This is a genomic window from Bradyrhizobium sp. CCBAU 51627 (assembly GCF_028128765.1).
Taxonomy (GTDB): Bacteria; Pseudomonadota; Alphaproteobacteria; order Rhizobiales; family Xanthobacteraceae; genus Bradyrhizobium.
Genome location: NZ_LBJG01000024.1, coordinates 229226 through 241644 on the forward strand (window position 1 = coordinate 229226; position 12419 = coordinate 241644).

The window sequence follows — 12419 nt, forward strand, 5'->3', positions numbered from 1 at the left end:
CGGGGATCCGGTATTCCAGAGGCCGTGCCGTGATACGGAGGAGCCGCGGCGTACTGGATCGCCCGGTCAAGCCGGGCGATGACAGCGGAGTGTTTGCCGAGAGCATCACCATCACCCTCCCTGCCGCGGCGTGATGATCTCGATCTCGTCGCCGGCCTTGAGGTGGGTTTCTGCCCAGCGGCTCTTCGGCACGACGTCGTAATTGAGCGCGATCGCGAAATGGGTGCCCTCGTAATCGAGCTCGGAGAGCAGCGCATCGACGCTGGCCGAGCTCACCTCGCGCTGCTCGCCATTGACGATCACAAGCATTGCATCACCTCGTTGTCGATCTGACCGCGCTCGACGTAATTGAGCGTCAGCTCGGCCAGTGCCGGCGCGATCAGGAAGCCGTGGCGGTAGAGCCCGTTGATGCTGATCTTGCCGCCGCGGACGCCGATGCGCGGCAGATTGTCCGGAAAGGCGGGGCGCAGCCCGGAGCCGAACTCGACGATGCGGGCTTCGCCGAACGCCGGATGCACCGTGTAGGCCGCACCCAGCAGCTCCAGCGCCGAGCGCACGCTGACGCCGGTGTCCTCGGCCTCGATCGAGGTCGCGCCCAGCATGAACAGATTGTCCTCGCGCGGGATCACGTAGAGCGGCCAGCGCGGATGGATCAGCCGCACCGGGCGCGCAAGCTGCACCTCGCTCGTCTCGATCAGGATCATCTCGCCCTTGACGCCGCGCAAGTCCGGCTGCTCGTCGCGCGCAGCGAGGCCACGGCAGTCGATCACGATGCCGTCGAGATCCTCTTTCGCGATGTCGCTGTTGAACTTGATGGTGCCGCCGGCAGCTTTGATGCGCTCATGCAGCTTCGGCAGCACGCGGCGCGGCTCGACATGGCCTTCGTTCGGGAAGAACAGCGCATCGCGGAAACGCCCCTCCAGCGACGGCTCGAGCTCGGCGAGACCGGCGGCGTCGAGCCGGCGGTGCTCCTCGGTCATGCGCGCAAACCGCTCGAAGTCGTTGCGCTCGCGCGGATGGGCCACGACCAGCGAGCCGTTGAAGGGCGTATCGGGCAGCTCGCGCCGCCAGATATCGAGCGAGCGCAGGCCGAGCCTGGAGATGATGGGTTCGGCGACCTCCGCCTCGCAATAGGGCGCGAGCATGCCGCCGGCCCAGTGGCTGGTGGCATCGGTCATGGTGGCGTCACCGCGCTCGTGTAGTGTCACGGCGTGGCCGGCCTGCGCGAACAACAGCGCCTGCCATGCGCCTGCAATGCCTGCGCCGATGATGGATACCGGTGATCCCGGTCGTTTGGTCGTCTGCAACATCCCTGTCCCTTCGCCGGCATGACCCGGATCAGGTTCAAAGGGTCACCGCGGTCTTGGGCCGGCTTGCTGAAGTGCAGGCTTGCCCATTTAGCGGTATCTCAGCTCCTCCTCGGAGCACCCCTCGGAACGGTGCCAATGTAGGCGAGTAGGGCGGGGTGGTCAACGCGTTTGGCTGGAACAGGGGACTAGTTGGACGCCTGCGCCCGCGCGTTGCGGACGCGCTGGGCCAGCTTGCGGTGCGGCGCCGTGCCGAACATCGGCTGCGGATTGCCGTTCGGCTCCAGCCAAAGCTCATTGCTGGCTTGCTGGATCATCGCGCGCTGCTGCTGCTGGCGCTGCAGCTTTGCAGCGTAGTAATAGCCGCCCGCGAAATAACGCACGGCTCGGTCGTGGTCGCCATTGGCGGCGTGATAGGCGCCGGCGAGGTATTTGACCGCATAGGTGAGGTTGGTGTTGGGGTCGCGCAGGCCGGCGGCATCGCCGGTGTAGCCGAGGCCGCGGGCGGTCGCGAGCTTGATCTGCATCAGCCCGATCGTGCCGCCATGGCCGACGAGACCCGGCTGATAACGGCTCTCGCGCATGATGACGCGATGCACCAGCGCTTCCGGCACGCCGTTGGCGCGCGCATGCATCGCGACCATCTCGGCAAATTCGGCCTGGCCCGCGAATGCGGCCTGCGATGACATCAGTCCGGCCGCAGCGAGAACGGCAATGCCCAAAGTTTTCATCGAAATATTCCTCGGCAGAACTGACCTGCCCTCGTGCGCGTTAGGCCGTGGGAACACGGCGATGATGTGGCGAAACGCCGCCACCGGCGATTTTCGCCAAGCCGTCGCTTTTACGACTCAAACATGGGTTAACTCTGGGGCTGGCGGAGCGCCTTACGCGACAGCAGGTCTGTCCCTTCGTGCATTCGCCCAAAAATCGCACCAGCAGCATTCGGGAGGACGTCCATGACCCGCGCAGACATCGGCGACATCCCCACGCAGAATCCGTGTGCACAATGCGGGACACCGATCCCGTTCCCGGACTGGATCGAGCCGGGCGAGGGACGCGTTTCCTATCTCTGGAAGTGCCAGGCTTGCGGCTATTGTTTCGAGGCGATCGCGGTCTTCGACGAGCGCGCCGTCGAGCATCCGCCGCTCGCAGCCTGAGGCGAAGGTCAGGCGGGTGCGGGCATCGTCGCCGCGCACCAACGGCTCCAGCATCTCCTGCTTGCGCGCATCCGAAATGCCGGGGCCGTCATCCTCGACGTCGATGACGAGTGTCGTGCCTGGTACGTCGAGCCGGATCGTCACCTCGGCGCCGAAGCGCACCGCGTTCTCGACCAGGTTGGTGACGCCGCGATGCAGGTCGTCGGGGCGCGCGGCCGCGGTCGCAGATAGCGGTCCTTCATAGTGCACGACATGGCCCATGTCGCCGAACTGAAGCGACATCAGGCCGGCGCGTTCCTCGCCGCGATCTGCTTCATGCCAGGCCGCATGATCGCCGGCGAGAGACGTTGCATCTCGCTCGTTCCTGGCAGGAACCTTCGTCGCACCGCAGCGCCGCAATGGGGCAACGAAATTGCCGCACGCTAGGAACCGCGAGTGTTCGTAATGGTTCTTTCCGCACGAGATTTCTGCTGAAGGAGAGGACAACAATGTTGATGAAATCGATCGCCGCCGGCCTCGCCGGCACGGCTCTGCTTGCGACCGTTGCGTTTGCGCAGAATCCGACAGCCACCACCGACAAGACTCCGCCGGCGGCCGCTGCAACGACGTCGACCACGAGTGCATCGGGCGAATGGCGCGCCTCGAAGATGGCGGGCGTGAAGGTTTACAACGAGGCCAACGAGAACATCGGCTCGATCAACGACCTGCTGATGGACAAGAGCGGCGCCGTGAAGATCGCTGTGATTGGCGTCGGCGGCTTCCTGGGCATGGGCGAGCATCTCGTCGCCGTGCCGTATGAGAAGCTTAAATTCGTCAACGAAGCCGTCGCCTATACCACCACGAACCCGGCAAATCCGAACGCCAAGCCGGCCGCGACCACGACAACCGGCGCTGCGACCGGCACCGACAAGACGGCGACCAGTTCGTCCTCGTCGAAATGGTATCCCGATCACGCCGTGTTCAATGCGACCAAGGATCAGCTGAAGAACATGCCCGAGTTCAAGTACTCGGAGTAATGCGGATCGCGTGAGTGCCTAAGCGAAGCGCGCCCGGATTTCACCGGGCGCGCCGTCGTGTCTGTTGTCATTGCGAAGGAGCCTGGATTGCTTCGCCGCGCCCGCAATGACGGAGGATAGAGCGAGCCTCACTTCACCAGCGGGCAGCCGCCCTTGTCCAGCGGGCGGAAGGCTTCGTCGCCGGGCACGGAGGCAATCAGCTTGTAGAGGTCCCACTCGCCCTTGGATTCTTCCGGCTTCTTCACCTCGTACAGATTCATGTCGTGGACCATGCGCCCGTCGATGCGGATCTTGCCGTTCTTGGCGAAGAAGTCATTCACCGGCGTCTTGCGCATCTGCTCCATCACCTTCGGCGCTTCGTCGGTCTTGATGGCCTCGATCGCCTTCAGATAGTGCATGGTCGCCGAATAGAGGCCGGCCTGGATCATGGTCGGCATGTGGCCGACCTTCTCGTTGAAGCGCTTGGAGAAGGCGCGGGTCCCGTCGTTTGCATCCCAATAGAACGCGTCGGTGATGATCAGGCCCTGTGTTGCCTTGATGCCGAGCGAGTGGACGTCGGTGATTTCCATGAGCAGCGCGATCATCTTCTGGCCGCCTTGCGCGATGCCGAACTCGGCCGCCTGTTTCAGCGCGTTCTCCCTGTGTATTGTTGTTTGGGCTTTGTTGCGGGGAGAGTATTAACGACTATCCGCAGTCGCAGCTAAGCGATCCCCGTCATAGCGGAATGCAAAATCAGAAGGGGAAGGCAGCGGGAAAGAAAGAAGAGCGCCGCGCTCAGCCGCCACCCTTCAGGCGTTCGTTGCGTCGGCGCAGGCCTTCCAGGGTGGCGAGGAGGATCACCGAAACGGTCGTCAAAATCACCGCAGCGGCCGTGATGGTCGGGCTGATGTTCTCGCGAATGCCGCTGAACATCTCGCGCGGTAAAGTGCGCTGCTCGGGACCTGCCATGAACAGCACGATCACCACCTCGTCGAAGCTGGTCGCGAAGGCGAACAGTGCGCCCGATGCAATTCCGGGCAGGATCAGCGGCAGGATCACGCGGCGGAACGCCTCCAGCGGCGAAGCGCCGAGCGAGGCGGCGGCGCGCGCGAGGTTGGTGTCGAAGCTTTGCAGCGTCGCGCCGACCGTGATGACGACAAAGGGCGTTGCGAGCGCGGTGTGAGCCAGGATCAGGCCGAGATAGCTGCCCGTCAATCCGATCGGTGCGAAGAAGAAATACAGGCCAACCGCGGTGATGACGCCGGGCACGACCACCGGCGACAGCACGAAAGCCAGCACGAGTGGTTTGAACCGGCTCTTCCATTGCGCCAGGCCCAGCGCGGCGAGCGTGCCAAGCACCATCGACAACGCCGTCGAAGCGACGCCGATGATCATGCTGTTCTTCAGCGAGTTCATCCAGCGCGGCGAATTGAAGAAGTCGCCGTACCAGCGCAAAGAAAGGCCGGGCAGCGGATAGGTGAGGTACGAGCCCGAGCTGAAGGACAGCGGCATGATCGCAAGGATGGGCGCGATCAGGAAGATGAACACGAGTATGGAGACGAGGATGGTCGTGGTCCAGGCGATACGCTGGCTCGGCGTGCGAAGGGAAGGGCTGTCGCTCAATTCTTCATCCCTCCCGTGACCTGCTGGCCCTGCACCAGCTTGCCGTAGACGAGGGCGAGCAGAACGGTGGCGAGCAGCAGCACGGCCCCGAGTGCCGAGGCGAGGCCCCAATTGGCTGTCTCGGTGGTGTAGAGCGCGATGAAGTAGCTGATCATCTGGTCGGCGGCACCGCCGACCAGGGCCGGCGTGATGTAGTAGCCGAGCGCGAGGATAAAGACGAGCAGGCTTCCCGCGCCGATGCCGGGCAGGGTTTGCGGCAAATAGATGCGCAGGAAGGCGGTGAGAGGCGGGGCACCGAGTGAGGCGGCGGCGCGCATATAGGCCGGCGAGATCGCCTTCATGCTGCTGTACAGCGGCAAGATCATGAAGGGCAGCAGCACGTGGGTCATGGCCACGCAGACGCCGAAGCGGTTGTAGATCAAGCGCAGCGGCTCGTCGATGATGCCGAGCCAGTGCAGGCTGTCATTCACCACGCCCTTGCTCTGCAGCAGCACGATCCAGGCGCAGGTGCGGACCAGCAGCGAGGTCCAGAACGGCAGCAGCACGAAGATCATCAACAGGTTCGACCGTCCGGGCGGCAGCGCCGCGAGCAAATAGGCGACCGGAAAACCCAGGATCAGGCACAGTGCCGTGACACCGAGGCTGATGAGGAAGGTGCGGGCGAAAATTTCGCGGTAGATGGCCTGATCCGGCGCGGCCGCGACGATCGCGCCGTCCGCGTTCCTGACGAGGTCGAGCGCCGCCAGCAGGTAGAAGCCGGTCACCGGACCTCCGGCATCCCTGATCGTCGTCCAGGTGGTTCGATCGCGCCAGGCCCGGTTGATCTTGACCAATGTCTCCTTGGCCGTGCCGGGCTCCGGCAGGGACTTCAGATTGCGTGCCGTGCCGGTGAGGATCGTGCGAAAACCGTTCAGGGCATAGTTGAGCCGCTTGGCTGCGACGGCGATGGTGCCGGCGGCGCGCGCGGCCTGGAGGTCGCTTGCCAGCGCCGCGTAGGCCGTCTCGTCCGGCAGATCCTTGCCGTCCCAGTTGGCGAGGGCGGTGATGGTTTGCGGCAGAACCTGCCGAACCTCGCGATCATCGACCGCACGCCACAGCATGCCGGCGATGGGGCCGGCGAAGGTGAAGAGCAAAAACAGCAGCAATGGCAGCACCAATGCCATCGCCTTGAGCTGGCGTGCGCGCTCCGCCTGCTTCAGGCGGCGCTTCAGCGGCACCTTGGTTTCGGCTTCGGACACTGCTGTCATGCGGTGACTATTTCACATAAGGGGCGCGGCACAGGCGAAGGGCTCTCGCCTTCCGCCTGCGCCGCATGCCGGTTTGATCGCGCGTTACTTCGCGGCCCATTTGTTGAAGCGCTCTGTCAGGCGGTCGATGTTCTCGAGCCAGAAGGCCACGTTGATCTCGACCGCGTTCTTCATGTTGTCAGGCGCGGTCGGCAGGTCCTTCAGAACGGCGGGCGGCAACAGGCCGGCGGCGTCCTTGTTCGACGTGCCGTAAGCGATGTTCTCTGACAGTTTCGACTGGTTCTCCGCCTTGCCGGCGAAGTCCAGGAACTTGTAGGCCGCGTCCTTGTTCGGGCTCCCCTTCAGGATGACCCAGCTGTCGAGGGTGAAGAGCGCGCCGTCCCACACCATGCCGAAGTTCTTCTTCTCGTTCTTGTTCGCGGTGTCGATGCGGCCATTGTAGACCGAGGTCATCACCACCTCGCCGGAGGCGAGCAGTTGCGGCGGCTGGGCGCCGGCCTTCCACCAGACGATATCGCCCTTGATGGTGTCGAGCTTCTTGAACGCGCGCTCGACGCCTTCGTCGGTCGCCAGCACCTTGTAAACGTCTTTCGGCGGGACGCCGTCGGCCATCAGCGCAATTTCCAGGGTGGTCTTCGGGCCCTGACGCAGGGCGCGCTTGCCCGGAATCTTCTTGGTGTCGAAGAAGTCGGCCCAGCCCTTGGGCGCATCCTTCAGCTTGTCCTTGTCGTAGCCGAGCACGAAATCGTAGAGGATGGCGCCGACGCCGCAGGGATTGACCGACGGCGGGATATAAGCGCCTTCGCCGCCGATCTTGGAATAATCCATCTTCTCGAACAGGCCTTCGTCGCAGCCGACCGCGAGCTCATCGCTTTCGACCTGGACGACGTCCCAGGTGGCGGCGCCACCCTGCACCTTGGCGCGCAGCACGCCGATGCCGCCATCCCAGGACTCGTCGTTCATCGCGATGCCGGATGCCTTCTTGAACGGCTCGAAATAGACCTTCTTCTGGGCATCCTGGTAGGCGCCGCCCCACGACACGACGGTGAGGTCACGTGCCTCTGCGACCGTAACCAGCGCAGCGCTGGCGCTGAACGCCGCGGCGAAACCCAAAGCAATGTTGCGCTTCAGCATGGTCCTAGTTCCTTCTTCATATGCGTTGCGTTGAGGTTGACCGATTGGATCAGACGGAATCGAGGGCCAGACAGTCCTCGGGGCGAAAGGTGATGAAGACGCTCTCTCCGTGTTTCAGGCTGTCATGCGCTCCAGGCTGAAGCTTGACCATGAACTCGGCGTTCCCTGAGACCTCGAGCACGGCCAGCGCGTGATCGCCGAGATAGATCGTGCTCTGCACCTTGGCCGGTAGCCGGTTCGGGCCGTCGCTGGAGGCGCCGTCGGGGGCAATGGCGATGCGCTCCGGCCGGACCGACAGGGAGGTCGCAGCGCCCGCGCCTGCGATGTTGACCGCACGGGCCATAACGGTGCCGCCGGCCGCCAGCGCAACGCGGCAATAGTCCTTGTCGACTGTCTCCACGGTGCCCGAGAGCACGTTGTTCTCGCCGACGAAATTGGCGACGAAGCTGTTCACTGGGCGCTCGTACAGCGCGTCGGGCCTGTCGATCTGCTGCACGACGCCGTCGTTGAACACGGCGATGCGGTCCGACATGGTGAGCGCTTCGCTCTGGTCGTGGGTGACATAGACGATGGTGATGCCCATCGTCTCGTGCAGTTGCTTGATCTCCAGCTGCATCTGCTCGCGCAGGCGCTTGTCCAGGGCGCCGAGCGGCTCATCCATCAGCACGAGCTGCGGGTTGAAGACCAGTGCGCGGGCCAGTGCCACACGCTGCTGCTGACCGCCGGACAGCTGCCCGGGCCGCCGCTGCGCCAGGGTCTCCATCTTGATCATCCGCAGCGCCGCTTTGACGCGCTCCTGCGTTTCCGCCTTGCCCGTCTTGCGAACGGACAGCGGGAAGGCGACGTTCTCCTCGATCGTCAGGTGCGGAAACAGGGCGTAGTTCTGGAACACCATGCCGATATCGCGCCTGTGCGGCGGCATGTTCTTGATCGGCCGGTCCGCGAGGTAGATTTCGCCCTGGGTTGGAACCTCGAAGCCGGCCAGCATCATCAGCGTGGTCGTCTTGCCCGAGCCCGACGGGCCGAGCAGGGTGACGAACTCGCCCTTCCTGATGTCGAGGTCGAGATTCTTCACGACGAGGTGCTCGCCATCGTAGGTCTTCTGAATGCCGGAAAAACGCACCAGCGCCGGCGCAGGCGTGACCATGCCGGCTTCCATGTTGTCCTCGCTGTGTCCCCTATAGTGCCGCCAGCACCTCGTGTGAGGTTGCGACGATCAGCTTAGCATCCTCCAACGAGAATGCCAGCGACGCAAGCGAGAAGAGACTGCGCGGTTTTCGTGCATGAATGCGTGCTACATCCCCGTCAGCTTGGTCACATACACGTTCAGTGTGCCGCCGGCTTCCGCCACCACGCGCAGCGTCTTGGAATCGAAGGCGATCTCGGCCAGCGTCAGGCTGCTGATGACGGCCTCGACCTTGAGGCCATCCTCGCTCTTCTGGTAGTCGGCGATCGCGGCGGCGATCTTCTCGCGCGCGTTGGCAGCGATCGGTTTCAGGTCGAGCGTCGCCTTCCGCACCAGCGCCTGCTGCATCTGCGGTACCACCGCGCGGGCCGCTGCGCCCAGCAGGCCGAATGCCGCCTCGGATTCCACTGCGAGCTGGATGTCGGCGAGCCGCAGCGTCTGCTGCTCCTGGTCGAGCATCGGCCGGCCCCAGATGTGCACCGTCGCCTCTGCGCCGAGCCCGAGCCAACTCTTCTTTTCCTTGGCGCGCACCAGCAGCGAGATCAGGAGCCGCTCGCCCGACGGGACGACGTTGACGTTCTTCACCGTGACCTCGACCGGGCCGGAGCCGTCCTCGGGATAGGTGTGCCCGACCATTTGCGCCGCGATCAGCTTGTTGATCTCGGTGAAGGGCACGTCGATGGGAACGCCGATGTTCACGCCGGTGCCGGTCGGCGGCACGATCGAGATCTTGTCGGGGAACGGGCAGTCCGGCTTGGTCGGCGTCGACGTCACGCGCGTCTCGGCCTCGAGCCCGAGCAGCAGCGTCACGGCCTGCGCGTCGACGCGCGGTTGCGCCGCGATGGCGCGAGTCGGCTTCATCTCGAGCCAGAGCGGCGGCAATGCCGACGAGGAACTGCTGCCCTGCAGCGGGATCGAGCGGCAGGCCTTGGCCCATTGCAGCTTCGCGTTCTCGCGCAGGCTGGGGTCGTTGCGGATGCGCTCGGCGACGACGTTGAGCTGATCGCCGACCGTCTTGTCGATCAGCGGCTTCACCTGCGCGGGAACGTTGACCTTGGCGCCGGCGACGTTGACGTTGGTGTCGCCGAGATTGACCTGCGCGCCGAGATTGGGCTCGAGATGCCAGGCGGCCGCCAGCTTCGGGCGCGAGGTGACGACCACGTTGCCCTTGATCTCGGCGCTCGCGTTCAGATTCTTGATGTTGACCGCGCCGATCCGTTTTGCCGCGTCGCCGCCGAGCACGCTGCTCAGCGCATCGCCGAGTGCGCCGGTGGCTTTCGCCGACAGCGAGCCCGTCACGTTCAGCTTGCCGCTGATCGGCGTCGACAGCGTCAGCACGTCCTTGTCGCCGGTCGTCGACATCGGTCCGCGAGTGGCGGTCCAGCCGATATCGGCGTTTTCCAGGATCTGCGAGATCGGGTTCTCGGCCTTGCCGGCGAAATTACGCGGCGCCGCCTTCTCGGCCTGCTCGCGGATCGCCGACAGCGCGATCGCCACCGGTGCCACCACGATCGAGCTCTTCGACGCCGGCGGCAGCGGCGGCAGCTCTGCGACGGGCGGCGCCGAATTGGTCGCGCGCGGCGACAGCAGGTCCATGACCTTCAGGCTGATGAAAAACGACCCCGCGAGCACCGCAACGGCGATCAGGACAGTCTTCAAATTCAACGTCAGACGCATCAATCCCCCAGGCCGCCCCAGGAAGGATTTTACAGGGCAGGCGAGCAGGGCGCTAGAGCGTACCGATGGGGTGGAATTGCGGCAAACGGGTTAACGGCTGTGGCCGCGCAGCTAGCCGCGCTTCTGACGCCGCACGGCTCTCACCTTGCCGCTGGCGCCGCCACCGCAGAACAGACGATCGCCGCCGTCGGACTCCAGACCCGAGACCATCGTCCCCTCGGGCATATCGAGCTGCTCCAGCACCTTCCCGGTCTCAGGATCGATCCGCCTGACGTCGCTGTCATCACCTTCCCAGGTGCCATGCCAGAGCTCGCCGTCGACCCAGGTCACGCCGGTCACGAAGCGCTTGCTCTCGATGGTGCGGAGAATCTTGCCGGTGTCGGGATCGATCTGATGGATCTTGCGGTCGCGATATTGCCCGACCCAGAGCGAGCCTTCGGCCCAGGCCAGACCAGAATCGCCGCCACCCCCGGGCGCGGGGATCGTGCTGACGATCGCGCCGCTCGCCGCGTCGATCTTCTGGATGCGATCCTCCGCGATCTGGAACAGGTGCCGGCCATCGAACGCCGTGCCCGCATGGGCGGCGACATCGAGCGAGCGCGCGATCTTGCCGTTCGCGGGGTCGATGGCATTCAGCCTGTCGCCCGATGCGAACCAGAGATGGGTGCCGTCATAGCTGACGCCATGTACGGCCTCGACGCCGGGAAAGGGGCCGTACTCGGCGACAATCTCTGCCGTGGAACGCTTCATGTGCTCGATCCCTGTGATGCGGCTTTATTGTTTACGCATGATCTTCTCGGAAAACCGCTGCACACTTTTCCGGATCATGCTTTAACCTACGCCTTTAACAGCGGCGAGGGGAGTAACAAGCCTGTCGGGAAACCCGGCACGGGCGGGGTCATCCAGCGCCGCGCCCTTCCGTGTCCGAACGACTGTACCTTGTTCGATCGCGCCAGCTCTTCGAGCGCCCGCTGCACCGAGCGCGCGCTCATTTGAAGGGCGAGTGCGAGCGCCGAGCTCGACCACGGCTCGCCATCGGCGAGAATGGCGAGCACGGCGGCGTGCTTCTCCTCGACCGGCCGGGCCAGCACCAGGACGTCGCGCGTCTTGCGCGGCGCGAGCTCAAAGCCCTGCCTGGTTGCGCTGATCTCGGCCAGCGGCCTGAGCTGGGTGCGGAGCCGCCCGATCTCGACGCGCAAGCGGGCGCGATGGGACTCATCGACGTGCCTCGCCTGAAACGCACCTGCGATCAGCGCCTCGCGCGAGACATCGGCGGGCCAGGCTTGCGCCAGCAGACGGGCGAGCGCGAACAGCACGGGCCGCGTGCCCAGCGAGACGGCAACGCCTTGCCTGCGCACGACATGATGAAAGGTATCGACGACAAGCGCAGTCGAGGTCGCCAGCCGCTCGACCTCGCCGAGCAGCAGCGGGTGCTCGCTGCCGCGTGCGATCAGTCGCGCAGCCGGCGTGTTCAGGATCAGGTTTGCGCTGTCGACCTCGGCCACAAGCGCCGGAATGCCGGATTGCCGCGCGGCCTTGCCTGCGCGATCGAGCGCAGCGCGAGCGTCCTGTGTTCTTAGTCGTCTGATGGCGATGCCGACGACCACCAGCTCGCGAACGACGAGAGACGCGGCCGGAAGCGGAGAGGCGCCGATCTCGGCCAGCGTGCGCTCGGCCTCGTCGATCCTCCCGAGCAGGAGCAGGCGGCGCGCTTCGATGTGGCCCGCATGGGCGGCATTGGCGACATCGCCATGGCTTGCGAGTGTCGCCCGTGCGCCCGCGAGCGCCCTGGGCGGCCAGTTCAGCTCGCGCGAGACCAGCGCGATCTCGGCCTCGGCGACCACGCATCTGGCGCGTGCGACGGCTTCCCGCGGACCGAAGGCGCGCGCGGCGCTGCGCAGCAGCGTCTTGGCTTTGGCGAGATCGCCGAGCTGCGCCATCGCGATGCCGCGCAGCGCCAGCGACGGCGCATCGTTGCGCAGTGCGACGCGGTTGAGGGCGCCGAGCGGATCGCCGGCCTCGAGCGCCCGCGCGGCGGCCGTGATCAGCGAGTCCATGAAAATCCCGCCACACTTGTTACTCCCACCGCGCCC

At 65.1% G+C, this 12419-nt stretch carries 11 protein-coding genes, 2 pseudogenes and 1 riboswitch; of the genes and pseudogenes, 1 reads left to right on the plus strand and 12 read right to left on the minus strand.

Going from position 1 to position 12419, the window contains the following annotated elements; all coding sequences use genetic code 11:
- Positions 1 to 111: 111 nt before the first annotated feature.
- From thiS to XH88_RS16070, 4 genes and pseudogenes are all read right to left on the minus strand, one after another.
- Entirely contained in the window at positions 112 to 309 is a 198-nt protein-coding gene (gene thiS / locus XH88_RS16050) for a sulfur carrier protein ThiS (protein WP_271669268.1), read from the minus strand.
- Positions 300 to 1310 (minus strand): FAD-dependent oxidoreductase, encoded by a 1011-nt coding sequence (locus XH88_RS16055; protein ID WP_271669269.1) that lies wholly within the window; start codon positions 1308 to 1310, stop codon positions 300 to 302. Before XH88_RS16055 ends, thiS begins: the two co-directional genes overlap by 10 nt.
- Positions 1298 to 1442: riboswitch (TPP riboswitch) on the minus strand. Its footprint overlaps the gene before it by 13 nt.
- A 53-nt stretch (positions 1443 to 1495) precedes the next feature.
- Positions 1496 to 2038, minus strand: a complete 543-nt coding sequence (locus XH88_RS16060; RefSeq protein ID WP_271669270.1) for a lytic transglycosylase domain-containing protein — start codon at positions 2036 to 2038, stop codon at positions 1496 to 1498.
- A gap of 441 nt (positions 2039 to 2479) precedes the next feature.
- Positions 2480 to 2749, minus strand: a pseudogene (locus tag XH88_RS16070) (ATP-binding protein); the annotation flags it as partial.
- Positions 2750 to 2952: 203 nt separating this feature from the next.
- Between XH88_RS16070 and XH88_RS16075 the strand changes: the two are divergent.
- Positions 2953 to 3480, plus strand: coding sequence for a PRC-barrel domain-containing protein (locus tag XH88_RS16075; RefSeq protein ID WP_271669271.1), 528 nt, complete (start codon positions 2953 to 2955; stop codon positions 3478 to 3480).
- 128 nt (positions 3481 to 3608) lie between these two features.
- On the opposite strand, the pseudogene XH88_RS16080 reads toward XH88_RS16075, so the two are convergent.
- The 8 genes and pseudogenes from XH88_RS16080 to XH88_RS16115 form a co-directional block, all read right to left on the minus strand.
- A pseudogene (locus XH88_RS16080) lies at positions 3609 to 4115 on the minus strand (ABC transporter substrate-binding protein); the annotation flags it as partial.
- A 139-nt stretch (positions 4116 to 4254) separates the two neighbouring features.
- Positions 4255 to 5082 carry an ABC transporter permease gene (locus XH88_RS16085; RefSeq protein WP_271669272.1) on the minus strand — a complete coding sequence of 276 codons (828 nt, stop codon included), beginning with the start codon at positions 5080 to 5082 and terminating at the stop codon, positions 4255 to 4257.
- On the minus strand, positions 5079 to 6329 hold the full coding sequence (locus XH88_RS16090) for an ABC transporter permease (protein WP_271669273.1): 1251 nt from the start codon (positions 6327 to 6329) through the stop codon (positions 5079 to 5081). Before XH88_RS16090 ends, XH88_RS16085 begins: the two co-directional genes overlap by 4 nt.
- Before the next feature lie 84 nt (positions 6330 to 6413).
- Positions 6414 to 7463, minus strand: coding sequence for an ABC transporter substrate-binding protein (locus tag XH88_RS16095; protein ID WP_271669274.1), 1050 nt, complete (start codon positions 7461 to 7463; stop codon positions 6414 to 6416).
- Between the two features lie 49 nt (positions 7464 to 7512).
- On the minus strand, positions 7513 to 8622 hold the full coding sequence (locus tag XH88_RS16100; RefSeq protein WP_271669275.1) for an ABC transporter ATP-binding protein: 1110 nt from the start codon (positions 8620 to 8622) through the stop codon (positions 7513 to 7515).
- Between the two features lie 135 nt (positions 8623 to 8757).
- Positions 8758 to 10326: a DUF4403 family protein gene (locus XH88_RS16105; protein ID WP_271669276.1), complete on the minus strand. Its 1569-nt coding sequence runs from the start codon at positions 10324 to 10326 to the stop codon at positions 8758 to 8760.
- A gap of 111 nt (positions 10327 to 10437) precedes the next feature.
- Complete coding sequence (locus tag XH88_RS16110) at positions 10438 to 11076, minus strand: Vgb family protein (RefSeq protein WP_271669277.1); 639 nt, start codon at positions 11074 to 11076, stop codon at positions 10438 to 10440.
- 86 nt (positions 11077 to 11162) lie between these two features.
- Complete coding sequence (locus tag XH88_RS16115; RefSeq protein WP_271669278.1) at positions 11163 to 12383, minus strand: helix-turn-helix domain-containing protein; 1221 nt, start codon at positions 12381 to 12383, stop codon at positions 11163 to 11165.
- Positions 12384 to 12419: the final 36 nt, after the last annotated feature.